General features: G+C 57.9%; 17 protein-coding genes. 10 read left to right on the forward strand and 7 right to left on the reverse strand.

Annotated features, from left to right (window positions below; genetic code table 11):
- Window positions 1–103: 103 nt before the first annotated feature.
- The 5 genes from HFX_RS05905 to HFX_RS05925 form a co-directional block, all read right to left on the reverse strand.
- Entirely contained in the window at window positions 104–604 is a 501-nt protein-coding gene (locus HFX_RS05905) for a FlaD/FlaE family flagellar protein (protein ID WP_004572462.1), read from the reverse strand.
- Between the two features lie 302 nt (window positions 605–906).
- A complete protein-coding gene (locus tag HFX_RS05910; protein ID WP_004572461.1) occupies window positions 907–1,416 on the reverse strand; it encodes a chemotaxis protein CheD in 510 nt (169 codons plus the stop codon).
- 24 nt (window positions 1,417–1,440) lie between these two features.
- The gene (locus HFX_RS05915) at window positions 1,441–2,628 is read right to left on the reverse strand and encodes a chemotaxis protein CheC (RefSeq protein ID WP_004572460.1); all 1,188 of its coding nucleotides are present in this window, start codon (window positions 2,626–2,628) and stop codon (window positions 1,441–1,443) included.
- The gene (gene cheY, locus HFX_RS05920; protein WP_004572459.1) at window positions 2,625–2,993 is read right to left on the reverse strand and encodes a chemotaxis protein CheY; all 369 of its coding nucleotides are present in this window, start codon (window positions 2,991–2,993) and stop codon (window positions 2,625–2,627) included. The genes HFX_RS05915 and cheY overlap by 4 nt, the downstream gene beginning before the upstream one ends.
- A 164-nt stretch (window positions 2,994–3,157) precedes the next feature.
- Window positions 3,158–3,802, reverse strand: a complete 645-nt coding sequence (locus HFX_RS05925; protein ID WP_004572458.1) for a DUF7500 family protein — start codon at window positions 3,800–3,802, stop codon at window positions 3,158–3,160.
- A gap of 140 nt (window positions 3,803–3,942) precedes the next feature.
- Between HFX_RS05925 and HFX_RS05930 the strand changes: the two genes are divergently transcribed.
- The 3 genes from HFX_RS05930 (at window position 3,943) to HFX_RS05940 (ending at window position 5,803) form a co-directional block, all read left to right on the forward strand.
- A complete protein-coding gene (locus HFX_RS05930) occupies window positions 3,943–4,281 on the forward strand; it encodes an ArsR/SmtB family transcription factor (RefSeq protein WP_004572457.1) in 339 nt (112 codons plus the stop codon).
- Between the two features lie 213 nt (window positions 4,282–4,494).
- Window positions 4,495–5,169: an archaellin/type IV pilin N-terminal domain-containing protein gene (locus HFX_RS05935; RefSeq protein ID WP_004572456.1), complete on the forward strand. Its 675-nt coding sequence runs from the start codon at window positions 4,495–4,497 to the stop codon at window positions 5,167–5,169.
- 10 nt (window positions 5,170–5,179) lie between these two features.
- Complete coding sequence (locus HFX_RS05940; protein WP_014732248.1) at window positions 5,180–5,803, forward strand: archaellin/type IV pilin N-terminal domain-containing protein; 624 nt, start codon at window positions 5,180–5,182, stop codon at window positions 5,801–5,803.
- Window positions 5,804–6,079: 276 nt separating this feature from the next.
- Here the strand turns inward: HFX_RS05940 and HFX_RS05945 are convergent, their stop codons facing one another.
- On the reverse strand, window positions 6,080–6,820 hold the full coding sequence (locus tag HFX_RS05945; protein ID WP_004572454.1) for an RAD55 family ATPase: 741 nt from the start codon (window positions 6,818–6,820) through the stop codon (window positions 6,080–6,082).
- A gap of 378 nt (window positions 6,821–7,198) precedes the next feature.
- Here HFX_RS05945 and HFX_RS05950 point away from each other — a divergent pair, with 378 nt between their 5' ends.
- The 7 genes from HFX_RS05950 to HFX_RS05980 are packed head-to-tail and all read left to right on the forward strand — an operon-like array spanning window position 7,199 to window position 14,710.
- Window positions 7,199–8,569, forward strand: a complete 1,371-nt coding sequence (locus HFX_RS05950; protein WP_004572453.1) for a flagella accessory protein C — start codon at window positions 7,199–7,201, stop codon at window positions 8,567–8,569.
- The gene (locus HFX_RS05955; RefSeq protein WP_004572452.1) at window positions 8,553–8,990 is read left to right on the forward strand and encodes a fla cluster protein flaF; all 438 of its coding nucleotides are present in this window, start codon (window positions 8,553–8,555) and stop codon (window positions 8,988–8,990) included. The genes HFX_RS05950 and HFX_RS05955 overlap by 17 nt, the downstream gene beginning before the upstream one ends.
- A complete protein-coding gene (locus tag HFX_RS05960; RefSeq protein WP_004572451.1) occupies window positions 8,991–9,440 on the forward strand; it encodes a CARDB domain-containing protein in 450 nt (149 codons plus the stop codon).
- Window positions 9,437–10,189, forward strand: a complete 753-nt coding sequence (locus HFX_RS05965) for an ATPase domain-containing protein (RefSeq protein ID WP_004572450.1) — start codon at window positions 9,437–9,439, stop codon at window positions 10,187–10,189. Before HFX_RS05960 ends, HFX_RS05965 begins: the two co-directional genes overlap by 4 nt.
- Window positions 10,190–11,854: a type II/IV secretion system ATPase subunit gene (locus HFX_RS05970; RefSeq protein WP_004572449.1), complete on the forward strand. Its 1,665-nt coding sequence runs from the start codon at window positions 10,190–10,192 to the stop codon at window positions 11,852–11,854.
- A 4-nt stretch (window positions 11,855–11,858) separates the two neighbouring features.
- Entirely contained in the window at window positions 11,859–13,601 is a 1,743-nt protein-coding gene (flaJ, locus tag HFX_RS05975; RefSeq protein WP_004572448.1) for an archaellar assembly protein FlaJ, read from the forward strand.
- Window positions 13,598–14,710 (forward strand): CheF family chemotaxis protein, encoded by a 1,113-nt coding sequence (locus HFX_RS05980; protein ID WP_004572447.1) that lies wholly within the window; start codon window positions 13,598–13,600, stop codon window positions 14,708–14,710. Before flaJ ends, HFX_RS05980 begins: the two co-directional genes overlap by 4 nt.
- Window positions 14,711–15,035: 325 nt before the next feature.
- Here HFX_RS05980 and HFX_RS05985 read toward each other — a convergent pair whose 3' ends face one another.
- A complete protein-coding gene (locus tag HFX_RS05985; protein WP_004572446.1) occupies window positions 15,036–15,902 on the reverse strand; it encodes a CheF family chemotaxis protein in 867 nt (288 codons plus the stop codon).
- Window positions 15,903–15,905: the final 3 nt, after the last annotated feature.

Here is a 15,905-nt window from a genome sequence, read left to right on the forward strand (position 1 = left end):
TCGGCTCAGGTTCGACGGGCACGTCGTACGCGCAATCATTGGATACACACTCGTTTGTCGGGAGGAGAGACAGTCTTCGTATTCGAGACCCGATACCCTGCCGTCACACCATCGAGGCGAGACGAGCGACGTAAACCAGACTCAACAGGTGGTCGTCGACATCAAGCTCGGTCGGTTCGTCGACTTCCGCAGAGAATCCGAGCAGATAGTCACGGAGGGTCTGTTCAACGTCTTCGGTCAGCCAGTTGACCGTCTGGTAATACTGGAGAGCGTCCATCGCTCGCTTGAATCCACCCTTGAGTACGAGAAACTCGAGCCAATCGAAGACGACGCGTTCAGCGCCGTATTTGTCGGGAAGCGACCGGAGATACGGCTTTTCGACGCCGTCTTCCTCACCACGTGACTGGTGGATGAGTAAGTGCTCGAGTTGGCTCGAGCGGAGTGCCTCCGACGCCTCCTGTCGGTTTCGGTCGAAGAGTGGATTGTCGAAACGGAAGGGACTCCGGTCGTCAAACCGGGAATCACCGTTCCGTCGCGGTCGTGTCGTATCACGAGCGATGCGTCGAAGTTCGTCTGGGTCGTATTCGTCCGGGTCCAGGTACATGGGTCACCTCATTCAGGGACGGTACGATTCCCCCAAGTCCCCCGACTTGGGTTGAAAGCGCAAAGCGCTGTCCGTGGTGTCACACGCGAATATCGTACCGTTTCGGTGAGAAAATTCGAAGCAGACGATATAAAACTACCCGAGTCGTTATCAGTCATGATATCTTGGGGTGGCTGTGAGGCGTCTCAGACGCTGTTGATAGTCCACTCGAACAACGCGCGTGCGCGTGACAAATACTCCATGTGAGTTTTCGAACGTTCGGCGAACGAGCGTCCAAGAAAATCCAAAGAAACCCGAACGATTCAGAGTACGTGGTTGCCCGTCTTCGCGCTCCGAACGCGAAGGTCGCCAGTCTGTGCGTCGAGCTCTAACGACCGCCCGTGTGACCCACCGACATCTTCTGCGACGATGTCGATTTCGAATCGGCTGAGTGTCTCCCGAGTCGTTTCGACGTTCCGTTCACCGATACTTCCATCGCCGCTGGCCGAAGTGAACTCGAACATGGTACTCCCACCGGCTATCTTTGCAACTATTCGGTCGGTGTCAGCGCCGGCAGCCTGCATCTCTGAGAGCAACAACTCGATGCTGCTATCGGCGAACTTCGCTGGTTCGCCGCCAGGTTCAATCTCCGGAAGCATCGCGTGTGCCAGACCAGACACACCTGTGGCTGGATCGTAGAGTGCGACGCCGATACAGGAACCGAGTCCGCTCGTTGTCAACGTACTCTGGTCACTAGAGACGGCGTAATCGGCAATTCCAACCTTAATCCGCCCGGACTGGGGCGTGGGTGTATCCGTGGTGTAAACTTGCATTGCTGGGGTGCCTCTGCAGGGTTGTCACGCAGTGGGTGAAAGTTGCTCGAGAGCCTTGCGTAACTCGGTCTCGTCGGGGAGTGCGTAGATATCGCAGGTGAACTCGTCGTCGTTCGTGCGAATGGTCGAGTCGATAAGGAACGCGTACTCCTGTGACTGTGCGAGGTCGGTCGCAAGCGGGTCGATGATTGCGGAGCCGAGGTCGTGGACGTGCTTGGGCGGCGAGATGTCGATTGTCGTCTCGAGCGCGTTCGCCCAGCCATCGAGGAATCCGGAAGTGACGATGTTGCCAATCTCCTGGATTGCACTCTGTCGCATCGCTTCGTCGCCCTCCATACCCGGAAGGAGGCTACTTGCGATGTTCTCCGCGGACGGTTCGTCGAACAGAATTGCGATGTACCCGCTCGGGGTTCCGCTAAATTCGAGGACGACGCCACGCCGGACGGCATCCGTCAACGACATCGGAACGCCCTCGATAGGGACGAAACTCAGTCGACTCACTTCCACGGTCGTGTCGACACCCGTCATGGAAGTGATGTCGGCCGACGCCTGATTGGCACCGTCGTTGATCATCTCGGAGAAGGCGGCGAACGATTCTACCGGGAGTGCATCGTTGTCTCCGCTGGCTTCGACGATGGTACCGATAGCTTCCGGGGTGGGTACCATGTACAGGTCGAACTCGATTGCGTTATCCGCCGCTTCGAGCTGATTCCGGAAGACGAGGACGTGTTCGTCGTTGCCGCTGTGTTCGAACCCACCTGCCTCGATATCCTTGAGCGGACCCTCGTTGTCGTCGTCGACGTACGTCGGTGTCGTGATATCGACAGACGTGTTGAGGTGATCCGCCCATCCGTCGATGAAACCACCGAGCATGATGTTAGCGACCTCTTTGAGGCTGCTCGCTGCGAGTTCGCCGTCGGCATCGGTAGCATCGATACCAGGCATCAGCGCGTCGACCAACCGCTCGGCGGATTCCGGTGAGAACGCCAGTACGGTGCGACCATCGAGACCGCCACTGAAGCCGATATGGACGCTCACGAGGTCGCGTTCGGCGAACTCGTTTTCGACATCGGTCTTCGTTCCCAGTTCGACTTTGGTGACGTTGACGTACGTGTCGATTCCCGCGAGCGTAGTCAACGAGCCTGCCGCCTTCTCGGCACCCGAGTGGGCGAGGCGACTGAACGTGCGAAGCGACCGTACGTCGAGATTCATGCCTCTGCCTGAATGACGTCAGCGATAGCTTGGAGCACGTTGGGCTTCTGGAACGGCTTCGTGATGTAGCCGTCCGCACCCGCCTCGACCGCCTCGCGCATTTTCTCTTCTTGTCCCACCGACGTACACATGATAACCGACGCGCCGGAGTCCAGTGACTTGATTTCGGACGTTGCTTCGATGCCGTTTCGAATCGGCATGACAACGTCCATCGTCACGACATCGGGGTCGAGCTCACGGTAGAGCTCGACCGCCTCGACGCCGTTTTCGGCTTCGCCGACGACTTCGTGTTCGCCCTCGAGGAGTTGCTTGAGGAGGTTCCGCATGAACGCAGAGTCGTCCACGACCAGTACCTTGCTTGCCATACCTCCAAATTTCCGAAAATCACACTATAAACCCTTCCACCCCATTATCAAGGATGATACGAATATGCATGTCGGAACGGAGAAATAAAACGGTGGTTCACCCGACGAATACTGCGGTTGATAGGGGGTTATCCGCCCGGATACCGCAAAATCGTTGAATCGGTTTATGTCCGACGCTGAGGGGGAAACGACGCTCCCGACTCTTCGACGGCATCGAGGAGTTGGCCGATTGAGTCGTCGCGGCCGAGTCCGTGAGCGGTTGCGAGTGCTTCGATAGCCCGGCCGGGGTACGTGACGCGGACTTCGGAGGCCAAAAGCAAGATTCCCAGCACCTCGTCGGACGGTGTGTCGTTGTTTCCGACGGCGTCTGCGTACCACTCTAACAGCGAGTGAAACACCTCCGTCACATCGTTCGAAACCGTCTCGTGTTGGTCGACTGTCCCGTCGACGAGCGCAGTGGCAACTAGTGCATGGTCGGAGCGAATCGCACCGACACGCTCGGCGAGTAGTCGGCGCGCAACGATAGCGCGTTTTCGTGGATCTTTCGGAAGGACGAGCTCAGATTGTGTTTTCGGTTCGCTCGTTTCATCATTATTCTGAGTTGTCCGTTCTGAACTGGGCGTCTCGGGGTTCTCACCGGTCGCTCCTTCGTCCGGATGTGACGGCTTATTGTCGCCCGTCGAGATGACGTACCGTCCGGAGTCGATTTCGGCGACGTTCTCGTCGTGACTGATATCGAGGTCCTCTGTCCCGACCACTCCCTGGTCTCGTGGGTGGCTGTTTGGACGCTCGTCGTCGTCGTCGTCCATCGCCGGATGCTCGGTGGGACGGCATATAATCCCATCGCCAACGTACCGTTCAGTGCACTAAACTCACTACAACGACTGAGAATGTGCCAAATATATAACCAACACATTGACAAGCCGTGCGGACCGATAAATTTCCATCTATGGAGTCTGACAGGACCCTCTCCGCACTGGGAAACGAGTACAACCCTGATATCCTCCGTGCTGCGGACGAACCACACTCGGCACAGGAGTTCAGTGAGATGTTAGACATCCCTATCGCGACCTGTTATCGCCGAATTGAAGAATTGACAGCAGCGGGACTTCTCGAACTTCACGACCGGGTTCTATCCGACGAGCACCGCCGAACAAACGTCTACCGTCGTGAGGTTGACGAGATTGTTGTCCGATTCGAGGACGACGACTACACAGTGAGTGTGACCGAACGGCCGGAAGTGAAGAACAAACTCGACGACGTCTGGCGGAAGATTACGCAGGACTGAGCCGCCTCGACTCCGTATCCTTTTCTTACGTTTTCTGAAACAATAGCCTTCGCTCTCTCGCGTGAGCGCACAAAGAATTTTACATATCGACGTACCGCCACCGAGATATCATTCTTGATATTGAGGTCCGTACCGTTATGTAGCACCTGCTCAAGATGACGAATGACGGTTCCCGCTCTCGCCGAGCGAGGGACCATACACCCACGACAACCCATGTTCAAAAACATCAACGAAGACCGGGGTCAGGTCGGTATCGGGACCCTCATCGTCTTCATTGCGATGGTTCTGGTCGCCGCAATTGCGGCGGGCGTTCTGGTCAATACTGCAGGGTTCCTGCAGGCGACCGCACAAGACGCTGGACAGGAAAGTGTAAACAAGGTCACGAACCGCCTCGACGTCGTCTCTACGCACGGTATCGTCAACGATACCGGAAGTGAGCTGACAGTCGACAGCATCAACCTCACTGTTCGTCTCGCGGCCGGTTCAGGCAGTGTTTCGCTCGAAGATACGAGCATCAAGTACCTGAGTGGCGAGACTGCGCAGAACCTCGTCTACAACAACGCAACGACGGACGCCAACGGTGCGGACCTCGGCAACGTGAGTAAGTGGAAGTCCGGTGGCGGCGATGCTGGCCTCAACTCCACTGAGTTCACGGCCCACATGCTCGAAGACGGTGACGACACCTCGTTCCCCGTCCTGAACAACCAGGCAGACCGCTACGAGATCGTCATCAACACCTCCGTCGTCGAACAGAACGGCAAGGGTATCACGACCGGCGACACCGTGAAGCTCGACATCACGAGCCGCTCCGGTGGTTCGACGCAGGTTATCCTGACGATGCCCCAGCAGCTTGCTGGCAAATCGGACAACAACCCAGTTGCCCTGTAGAGTGATTCAAATGTTTAACAAATTCAACAGCGAAGACCGCGGTCAGGTTGGTATCGGTACGCTCATCGTCTTCATCGCGATGGTCCTCGTCGCAGCGATTGCGGCGGGTGTCCTCGTGAACACCGCTGGATTCCTCCAGGCGACGGCTGAAGACGCCGGTCAAGAGAGTGTGAACAAGGTCACGAACCGTGTCGAAGTGCTGAACACGCACGGAACGGTTGGTGCCGAAAGCGACATCGACAACATCACGATGACAGTTCGTCTCGCAGCAGGTTCCAGCAGTGTTGACCTGAACGAGACCTCTATCAAGTACCTCAGTGATACGAAGGTCGCGACGCTGACCAACAGCTCCAAGAGCCTCAAGTGGGCCAACGAGTCGAAGTTCAACCTCACGACGGTCACCGACGACGACGGGTCCTTCGGTGTCCTCAACAGCATGAACGACCGCTACGAAGTCCGCATCAACACCTCCGACATCGAAGACCCCGCTAATACGCCTCTCGGCGGCGGTCTCTCGACTGGTGAGAAGGTCACCCTCGAAATCACCTCCCGTACTGGTGGCACGACGCAGGTCATCCTGACGATGCCGCAGCAACTCGCCGGCAAGACGCAGGGCGAACCGGTCGAGCTGTAACGGGACTCTTCAACTTTCAACGATTTTCATTTTATCTAACCCATACACTGAGCGGCAGCACTGTGTCGGCGGTGCGATGGTGTGATTGGTGTGGATGGGTCAAGAGGATTCAACGTTCGCAGCCAGAGGCAGACAACACGACACAGAACCGAGTCCGTGCTACGAACCGGAGCCAGTTTCCGGTATCCAATTCGGAGCCGACGCAGTTCGATTACTCTCGACGGCGTTGCTACGCATCGGGCTGAAACCGAAGAAAAAGGACGTCGGCCGGTTAGGTTACTCTGTCTCTTCGCCGAACCACGGCGGCGACTCGCCGACCATCGAAAATCCGGCAGCTTGTTCGTATATCTTGATACCGCCGTGAGAGATTTCCAGAGGGAACATCGAGTTCTTGATGCTCTGTTTACGCATCTTTGCGACCCAGATGTACCGGTTGCTCGTCGCGCCCGCCGGACTCTGGATAAGGTAGATGTTCCCGTCAGTCAGGAAGTTCTCGAGACCGATGTCGGTCTCCGGGAAGATAGCCGACTGTTCGGTCGTCAACAGCGACGTAAGGCCGCTGTCTTTCAGGATGTCGATGAACTTCAGGAGGTACTGCCGTTGTTCCTTCTCGTCGTCGAAGAAGAGTTGGAACATCGTAAGCGAGTCGAGGACGAGGCGGTCGTAGTTGGTGTCTTGGAGGTCACCGAGGATACGGTCGAGTGTCGTCGAGAAGTCGCCGTCGCGGAGGAGCGTCCGCTTGTCGTATACTTTGATCTGACCAGACTCCACGTACTCGTGCCAGCGGTCGAAGCCGATAGACTCCGCTGCCTGACGAATGTCGTCTTCTGTCTCTTCGAAGGTGAGGTACAATCCACCTTCGTCGAACTGGTCGACGCCGTTGTAGAGGTACTGCAACCCGAGGATACTCTTCCCCGTACCGGGGTTGCCGCTGATGAGTACCGCGGCGTTCTTTACGATACCGCCATTCAGGATGGAATCGAGCCCTTCGACACCGGTCTTGACTAGTTCTGTCATGATTTGGTTGAAGCGAGTATTGACTGTCGGACGACCATCGGTGCTGACGCCGGATAATTCTTCTTACCGCCGCTACGGCCTCGTCTGACTTTTATTACAGGGTCCATTAATGAAAATTCCGAACTTTACAAATATCTTCTCTGATAACGGGACGGGAACTTTCTTGTATCGACTTACGTACCTTGCACTAATGTTACCTGCTCCCCCGAGTCTGTCGAACCATCCCGGCCGGCCCGACACTCGGACGGGTGACAGGCAGTCGCTCGAACAGGTTACCCCGCGAGCAGTACGGAGGTGCTCACACCGGGCATGATGGAATGGATGAACGGTTCAGATGTGGCAGATGCCGGGAACGAAACGGACAGCAAAAGATAACATATGTCATCAGACGATGGACTTGGATTCGAGGAGGGTGTCGACGACCTCTCCGACGAGTTTGGTGACTTCGGCGACGACCTCGACGACGGATTCGACGATGACGGCTTCGGCGGATTCGACGACGATAACAGCGAGGAACTCGCAGAGCTCGAGGATCGAATCGGCGAACTCGAGAACGAAGTAAGCGCCATCTCGTCGGGGATGAACACCGTCCGCGAAGAGAACAAACAGATTGGTGAGACCGTCGAAGAGCTCGACGACACGATTCGGAAACTACTCGACATCTACGAGATGGTTACTCGCGGTATCAACCCGTTCGTCGATGACGCCCGTGAGATGGGCGGTCTCGACGGCGGCGGTTCGTTTGGTCTCTTCGAGGCGGAAGCCGAAGACGAAGAACATCTCGACCCCGAAGTGGCGAACGCTGAGGCCGAGTCGTTCTTCGACGACGACTTCGGCGAGCTCGACGCCGAAGCGGGCGAAGAGGAAGCCGAACTCGCCGCAGAAGACGAACTCGCCGAAGCCGAACGTGAGAGTCCAGCGGAGGCGCTGGACGACATGGACGATGCCGACGACGACGACGAGCCCGACGAGGGTAGCGCCGGCGGCGCGAGCTTCGACGACCTCAAAGAACAGTACGAAGAAGACGACGGCTGGGACGAAGAAGAGGAAGAAGAGGAAGAACTGGCCGACGAGGACTTGGACGAAGGTCTTGACGAGGACCTCGAAGCAACTGAGGAACTCGACACCGAAGACGAGGAGGAAGATGAACTCCTCGAGGAGTCCGAAGACCTCGACGAGCTGGAGCCCGACCTCGAAGACGAGTTCGAGGACGAAGAGCCGGACGCGGCGGAGGAGTCGGACGACGATGAATCCGACGAGCCAGAAAACGTCAGAAAGACGCTCGACGAGTTGGAAGCCGAGTACGCCTCCGCGGCGATGGCGAAAGAGGAGTTGGCCGACGAGCCCGAATCGACGGCCGACGACACTGAGCAGTCAGCTGACTCGACTGGTGACGATGTGGCGTCCGACGCCTACCTCACGCACTTGCCGTCGAACTACGTCTCGGAAGTGCTCGTCCTCGAATGGGCCGAACATCTCGTCACCGTCGGTGGTGCGCTCGGTGCATCCCGCGCACTCCGCCAGTATCGGGAGCAGGACTGGATATCGCGCAGCGTCGAGAGTGAACTGAACGCTCACGTGGGACAGATTTCGGCGTCGGTGGACGACGTAGACGACTCCGAACTTCGTATCGACGACCACCAAACGAGCCTCGCATACGTCAGTCGACTCGCCGAAGGCGTTCCAGAGGGACAACTGTTCAAGGAGTTGGTCGCCTACGGAGGGAACCTCGATGGGATTCGGTGTTAGTGGTTCGACCGCCATCATCTTCCTCGGCGTCCTCATCGCAACGGGGACGCTTTACACAGCGACATCTAACGCGACGGAGAACGTGCTCGAAGCTCAAGACGCCGATGCAGAACAGGCGCTTGAACGGACGAACACTGAAATCTCCATTGCGGAGGCGTCCTACGATTCAGGGACGTCCAATCTCACAGTGAACGTGACTAACAACGGCTCGGAGACGCTCTCCGTGAACGAGACGACGTTGTTGGCCGACAACGCGCACGTGAAGGTTCCCAACGAGAACTCGACCGTCGAAGGCGACACCACAACCGATCTGTGGTTCGCCGGTGAGAACCTCACGATTGAGGTCGGCTTCGACTCCGCGCCCTCCCGGGTGAAGGTCGTCACCGGAACCGGCGTCGCCGCGACCGAGGAGGTGAGCTAGATGGCAGACATCTCCGTTCCGAGTCTCATCTTGTTCATCGCCAGTATCGTGGTCGCCGCCGGTGTCTCCGGCGTCCTCATCGACACCGTCACCGGTATCAGCAGTTCACTCGACGACCGCGGTGGAGACGTGAGTTCAGAGATTAGAACGGACATCGAAGTCATAAGCGACCCGCAAGGTGGTGTTTACGACGACGCGAACAACAACCTCTCCGTGTACGTCAAAAACACCGGGTTGCGGACGCTCCCCGCGACGAGCGATGGCTTCGATATTATCGTCGATGCACAGTATCAAAGCAGCGTCACTGTCACTGTCGTTGACGGAACGGAGTGGCGACCGAGCAACGTCGTCAGAGTCGACGTTACTAATCTCGACCTTAGCTCGGGCGACCACCGGATAAAAATCGTCGTCGACGGTGACGAAGAGGTGTTCGAATTCAACGTACAATGAGCAGTCAATTCTCTCTCGGACTATCGGGGCACGACCGTCTCGAAAAGGAACTCGGTGGTGGCATCCCGAAGGGTGCCATCGTCCTCATCGAAGGGGACTACGGGGCCGGAAAGAGCGTGCTATCGCAGCGATTCAGCTACGGTTTCTGCGAGGAGGAAACGGTGGTAACGCTCGTCTCGACGGAGTTGGGCGTCCGCGGGTTCCTCGACCAGATGCACTCGCTGTCGTACGACATCGTCAAACCCCTGCTGGACGAACAAATCCTGTTCTTACAGGCCGAAATCGACAGCAGTGGTGCGCTCTCCGGAGGCAGTAGTAGCCAAAAAGAGCGCAAACAGCTCCTCCGTCGCTTGATGGATGCAGAAACCCTGTGGGACGCCGATGTCATCATCATCGACACGTTCGACGCTATCCTGCGTAACGACCCGCAGTTCGAAGCATTGGTTCGGCAAAACGATGAACGGCAGGCGGCTCTCGAAATCATCTCGTTCTTCCGCGAGTTGACGACGAAGGGCAAGACCATCATCATCACCGTCGACCCGTCATCGGTTGACGAGGGTTCTATCGGTCCGTTCCGGTCGATTGCTGACGTGTATTTCGAACTGGAGATGGTCGAGGTCGGAAACGACGTTCGCCGGAACATCTTCGTGAAACGATTCGCGGGAATGGGCCAACAGGTCGGTGACCGGGTCGGTTTCTCCGTCCGGTCTGGGATTGGACTCGTTATCGAGTCGAGGAGTGTGGCATAGATGGCGACCGAACACGGCTCTGCCAGATTGTCGGACGACCTCAAGCGCCTCGCGATGCAGTGGCCGCACCTGCGGGACCACCTCAAGCGGTTCCGACAGATCACGGGTGAGTTCCCGATGCTCGTCGACGAGCCCGGCGACTACGAGTCCCGGCGTCCCAACATCATCTACCCCCTTGGCGGCCCCGTGTTCTGCCAGATATACGGCAACTTCGGCGAGACGACCAAGTACTACACCATCGAACCCGAGATGGACGACGAGGAACTCGAGGTGTTCGGCCGGGTGAAGGACAAACTGCTCGAACGAAGTGTCTCGAAGCCGGCACCCGAAGAAAGCGCCGACTACGAAGAGCGCATCGAGGAACTCCTCGCAGAAATCGTCCACATCGAAGGCGAAGACCGCGGCCCTCTCGGGTCCGTAGCAAAACGGCTCGATGTTGCTGGCATCGAGGTGCCACAGCAGACCTACGACAAAATCAAGTATCGGTTAGTTCGCGACATCGTCGGACTCGGCCCGCTCGAACCCATCATGCGCGACCCGGAGAACGAGGACATTCACGTTATCGGTCCTCGGCAGGTCGACGTCGACCACGGGACCTTCGGATTGCTGGAGACGAGCGTCGAGTTCGACGACGAAGAGCAGTTCGACAACTGGCTTCGCAACATGGGTGAGCGTATCGGAGACCCAGTTTCCGACGCACACCCCATCGTCGACTCGACCCTCCCCGACGGGTCGCGTATCAACATCATTTACTCCGACGACGTGTCGCTCAAGGGGTCATCGCTGACTATCCGTCAGGGTGACGACGTGCCGCTTTCTATCTTCCAGATTACGAAATGGGGCACGCTCTCGCCCGAGTTGGCAGCGTACCTCTGGATTGCGCTGGAAAACGAGCGAACGATATTCGTTGTCGGTGAGACGGCGTCCGGGAAAACGACGACGCTCAACGCGATTCTCTCGTTTATCCCGCAGGATTCGAAGATATACACCGCAGAGGACACCGCGGAAGTGTTGCCGCCGCACGACACGTGGCAGCAACTGCTCACGCGTGAAGGTCGTGGCTCCGACTCCGAAGTCGACATGTTCGACCTCGTGGCGGCCGCGCTTCGTTCACGTCCTGACTACATCATCGTCGGGGAGGTTCGTGGTGAAGAAGGTCGTATGGCATTCCAGGCGGCGCAGACGGGTCACCCCGTCATGCTCACGTTCCACGCATCCGACATCGTTTCGATGATTCAGCGTTTCACGGGTGACCCCATCAACGTCCCCGAGACGTTCATGGACAACTGCGACATCGCACTGTTCCAGAACCGTGTCCGTCGTGGCAACGATATCCTGCGCCGGGTGACGAGTGTGCAGGAAATCGAAGGCTACTCGAAGGAGATGGGCGGTGTCGTCACGCGTGAGGCGTTCTACTGGGACCCCGTCAACGACGAAATCGTGTTCCAGGGGATGAACAACTCCTTCATCATGGAACAGAAGGTCGCAACCCTGCTCGGGTACGACGACACGCGGAAGATTTACGACGACATCCAGTTCCGCGCTGAACTCGTCCGTCGGGCGATTCAGGAAAACGTCCTCGGCTACCACGAGGTGAACGAACTCATCGAGGACTACCAGCGCGACGGCGTCGAAGGACTGCCGTTCGACATGGCGAGGGTGTGACGAAATGTCAGGAGAAACGAACACGACGGTACAAGCGGTTCAGGTTCGTGACTTCATCAGCGAAGTCATCGAGTCCTACGAGAAGATGCCGATGGAGCTATCGCGGTACCTCCTTTTGGTCCTCGGCCCGGCCATCGTGTTCTTTCTCCTCTGTATCGCCGGAGCGATTGCACTCCCGCTTCCGCTTCTCGTCCGCATTCCCGTGTTCCTCCTCGGTTCGCTGCTGCTTGGCGGTGCCGTGCTCTACCCGCGGCTTCTCGTGGAGCAGACGAGACGCAGTCTGGAGAACCAGATACACCTCCTCATCACCCACATGACGGTTCTCTCGACGACGAACATCGACCGCGTTGCCGTGTTTCGCACCCTCGCGCGCGAAGAAGAATATGGTGAGTTGGCAACGGAGATGAACCGAATCGTCCAACTCGTCGACGCGTGGAATCAGTCGCTCGACGACGCCTGCCAGCGCCGCGCACGAGAAGTGCCTTCGAAACCGCTCGCGGACTTCCTCGACCGGCTTGCGTACTCCATCAACGCCGGTCAGAGCATCGACGACTTCCTGCTCGGCGAGCAGAACGCGATGATTCAAAAGTACATCACCGTCTACGAGAGTGCTCTTGGGAACCTCGAGGTCATGAAAGACCTCTATCTCTCGATGATTCTGTCGATGACGTTCGCCATCATCAACGCCATCGTCCTCCCAATCCTGACGGGGACGGACGCGACGATGACCATCGGGGCAGTCATCGTGCTCTTCGTCTTCGTCCAACTGGGGTTCTACTTCGTCATCCGGACGATGTCACCGTACGACCCGCTTTGGTACCACCAGCGGGAGTACCGGACGAAGGCCAACCGGCAGATAGACATCACGCTGTACGGAGCGGTTGGACTCTCTACCGCCATGATTATCGTGCTCGCACTGGGAACGTTCAACCTGACTGTCGTCGGTGAAATCGTCCGCCCAATCATGCTCGACCTCCCGGTTCCGCTTCTCATTTCGACCCCGCTGACCCCGCTTGCGGTCCCTGGCATCGTCGCCCGGCGTCACGAGAAACGCATCGGCGAGCGCGACGAGGAGTACCCCGGATTTATCCGCGCGCTCGGTGCCTCCGAGACGGCGAAACAGAGTACGACGACCGCCGTGCTTGCGACGCTGAAGACGAAGGACTTCGGTGTTCTCTCGCGGGAAATCGCCCGGTTGCACACGAGACTCCGGATGCGTCTCGACCCCGACCGGTCGTGGTTCTTCTTTACCGCCGAGACGAACTCGTATCTCGTCCAGAAGTTCTCCGAGATGTACAACGTCGGCCGGTCGATGGGTGGTAAGCCGAAACTCCTCGGAGAGCTCATCAGTCGGAACATGAACGAAATCATCAAGCTTCGTCGGCAGCGCAAGCAGTCGACGGTTACGCTCATCGGGGTTCTCTACGGTATCACGGCGTCCGCGTCGTTCGCGTTCTTCATCGGGCTCGAAGTCGTCGAAATCCTCGCGTCGTTTTCGACCGAGATGAACCTCGACAGCCTTCAGTTCGGGACGCTCATCTACGCCGGCGTCTACGACGTGCCCTTCATCGAGTACATGCTCACGCTTATCATCCTGTTCAACGCCCTCCTGTCCTCGTTGATGATTCGGATGGTCGACGGGGGCCACAAAGCAAACGCGTATCTCCACTTCGTGATGCTCGTCTGGGTTGGCTCCCTGATGGCAGTCGCAACCTCGTCGCTCGCAGGAGCGCTGATTAGTATATGACGGAAGACGGAACACAGACCCAAGATTCGACGCGTGGACAGTCTGGCAAACAGACCGCCAATGAGGCGCGTGCTCGCGCACCAGAAGGAGGTGACGTTGCCAAGAGTGACCTCCTGCAAGCGTACCGTCGGCAGAAATCGGAACCCGAGGGTGAGCGCGAGAAAAAAGAGCGGGAGCGTTCAAAGAAACAGCAGTCAAAGAAACTCGGCAACAACGAGTCGATTGTCGTCGACTTCGTCGCCAACTTCGTTGCTGGCGGAAACGCCTCCTTCGAACCTGTCAAGGGACGCGTCCTGATGAGTCAACGCCGACTCATCCTCGCCACGTCGAAGGGGAAGACGAACATCCCCATCACCTCTATCTTCGACATCGCAGTCGGGCAGGTTCCGCCCGAAGTCGAGGAGTTCTTCGACTACACGGTGATGGTGGGCTACATTACCGGGCGTCAGCGCCGGACGACCGTCATCGGCGGTGACCGCGAGACAATCGAGAAGTTCTCGCTGTTGTTGTTCCGCGCGGCACTCAACGGCTCGCGCGCACAGGTCACTCACCCGGCGCGTATCGGTGGTCGCGTCCTCGACACGCCGCGTCAGCCATCCGGTCTCCACCTCGACTACGAAGCGGTCACGTTCCCCGACGACGACGGTCCGCTCACCGAGAACGGCGAGCCCTTCCACATCGACTTGGCGAGCGTCATCTTCTTCGAGGTTCTCGAACGGACTATCGACGACGAAACGCGTCTCGTGCTCTCGGTGCAACACGTCAAACAGGGTCAGACGGTTACCTCCGAAATCACGCTCGATTCCCGCCGTAAGATGAACATCCTCGGGCGCTACCTCCGCCTCGTCTACCACTGGATAAAATCGGAGGTGCGGAACGTGGAGCTTACCGAACAGCGCCTCGAAGTGCTCGTCGGTCTCTACTCCACCGGGGAGATGGCCGCAGACGTAGACTTCAGCGAGCTGCTCGGCGTCGAAGAAGAGGTGCTCGATGCGGAGGTCGAAGAGCTTCACGAGGAGGGCCTCATCGAGGACGAGGAGTTGCCCACCTCGCTTACGCCGCAAGGTCGGTTCGTGGTAAACGAAGAAATCGAAGACGTGAACGTCTGATTCGAGGAATCGTCGCCGGACAGTCTGTGTCGAACCTCCGTCTGTGTTTCTCCGGGGAACGGTATTCCGCAGTATCCAACCCCCGTAGCAGGCAGTTTCTTATAGCGCCCGAATCCACTCAGAGGCTACACAGTGGCCACATTCCAGAGACCAATCTCAGAATCCGATTATCTCATTGTCGGCTGACCGTGGTTCAGTCAGCAGTGCGACTCCTGGCTGCGTTCAGTTGCCGGGGCACGCTCGGTAATATAATCGTTCGGTTCAGGCGCACCGATAACACTCTCGCAGAAGCGCGTCCGTCACCGCACTATCCGCCGAAAAGACGCTACTGCTCGTTGATAGCGTCCGATGCGATACTGCGGCCACGAGCGTTGAGTTGAACTTCGTGTCGCACGCGAATCTCTTCGACGACGTTGTGGTCGATGAGTCGCTGAAAGAGTTCCTCGACTTCGTCTACGTCGAGTCCGAGGAAATTGGGGATGTCGAACGGCGAGACCCCGGAGTAGAGCGCCGTGAGAACCTGCTTGTCGGTTTCACTCAGCTCTATCGACGTCTCGGAGAGTTCCTCACCTTCGCGCAAGAGCGTATACAGGAAACTAATCGCCCGCTCCGACCCGGAGATATACGTCTGCAGACTCGTTCCCTCGTCGTCGGAGTGTTCGACCTCGATGACGCTTCGTTCCTTGTCGATGATTGTCCGTTCGCCCGTCTTCACGTCGCCGATGTCGTCGAGCCGAATCTCGACGAACTTGCCGCCGACGGTCGCCATACTCACGGCCTCCTCTTCGACTTTCAGCCGGGTTTTCTCCCACTCGGTGTTCTGTACGACACCACCGGCGACCGCGGGGTGACGAGCAAGGAATTGCTCCGAGTTGAGAAGCGCGCCGAAGAAGTCGGTCTCGAACTCTTCGTAATCGACCGGAGCGAGGAGAACGACGCCCGAGGGGATGTGGACGCTGAAGTAGTCCGAAACGGTCGCAATCCGCTGGTTAACGTCGTACCGGCCTCCGAATTTCTTAATCTGAGGCAGCATTATCGTCCGCTTTCCGGCCGTACCAGCGAGAACGAGTCGCTTGTTCGAAAGGAGGATTCGACCGCTCGTCCAGTCAACGTCGTGCATCTCCCGGCCGTTTTTGATAACCTGGAGGAAGCGCCCGCGGGTGTCTCCAAGTTTTTGTTCACCGGGCTTCATATC

Source organism: Haloferax mediterranei ATCC 33500 (genome assembly GCF_000306765.2).
Lineage (GTDB): Archaea > Halobacteriota > Halobacteria > Halobacteriales > Haloferacaceae > Haloferax > Haloferax mediterranei.

Bases quoted from the DNA above. Each gene is read 5' to 3' on its own strand.
- HFX_RS05905 (WP_004572462.1), bottom strand. From the start codon at position 604: ATGTACCTGGACCCGGACGAATACGACCCAGACGAACTTCGACGCATC.
- HFX_RS05910 (WP_004572461.1), bottom strand. From the start codon at position 1,416: ATGCAAGTTTACACCACGGATACACCCACGCCCCAGTCCGGGCGGATT.
- HFX_RS05915 (WP_004572460.1), bottom strand. From the start codon at position 2,628: ATGAATCTCGACGTACGGTCGCTTCGCACGTTCAGTCGCCTCGCCCAC.
- cheY (WP_004572459.1), bottom strand. From the start codon at position 2,993: ATGGCAAGCAAGGTACTGGTCGTGGACGACTCTGCGTTCATGCGGAAC.
- HFX_RS05925 (WP_004572458.1), bottom strand. From the start codon at position 3,802: ATGGACGACGACGACGACGAGCGTCCAAACAGCCACCCACGAGACCAG.
- HFX_RS05930 (WP_004572457.1), top strand. From the start codon at position 3,943: ATGGAGTCTGACAGGACCCTCTCCGCACTGGGAAACGAGTACAACCCT.
- HFX_RS05935 (WP_004572456.1), top strand. From the start codon at position 4,495: ATGTTCAAAAACATCAACGAAGACCGGGGTCAGGTCGGTATCGGGACC.
- HFX_RS05940 (WP_014732248.1), top strand. From the start codon at position 5,180: ATGTTTAACAAATTCAACAGCGAAGACCGCGGTCAGGTTGGTATCGGT.
- HFX_RS05945 (WP_004572454.1), bottom strand. From the start codon at position 6,820: ATGACAGAACTAGTCAAGACCGGTGTCGAAGGGCTCGATTCCATCCTG.
- HFX_RS05950 (WP_004572453.1), top strand. From the start codon at position 7,199: ATGTCATCAGACGATGGACTTGGATTCGAGGAGGGTGTCGACGACCTC.
- HFX_RS05955 (WP_004572452.1), top strand. From the start codon at position 8,553: ATGGGATTCGGTGTTAGTGGTTCGACCGCCATCATCTTCCTCGGCGTC.
- HFX_RS05960 (WP_004572451.1), top strand. From the start codon at position 8,991: ATGGCAGACATCTCCGTTCCGAGTCTCATCTTGTTCATCGCCAGTATC.
- HFX_RS05965 (WP_004572450.1), top strand. From the start codon at position 9,437: ATGAGCAGTCAATTCTCTCTCGGACTATCGGGGCACGACCGTCTCGAA.
- HFX_RS05970 (WP_004572449.1), top strand. From the start codon at position 10,190: ATGGCGACCGAACACGGCTCTGCCAGATTGTCGGACGACCTCAAGCGC.
- flaJ (WP_004572448.1), top strand. From the start codon at position 11,859: ATGTCAGGAGAAACGAACACGACGGTACAAGCGGTTCAGGTTCGTGAC.
- HFX_RS05980 (WP_004572447.1), top strand. From the start codon at position 13,598: ATGACGGAAGACGGAACACAGACCCAAGATTCGACGCGTGGACAGTCT.
- HFX_RS05985 (WP_004572446.1), bottom strand. From the start codon at position 15,902: ATGAAGCCCGGTGAACAAAAACTTGGAGACACCCGCGGGCGCTTCCTC.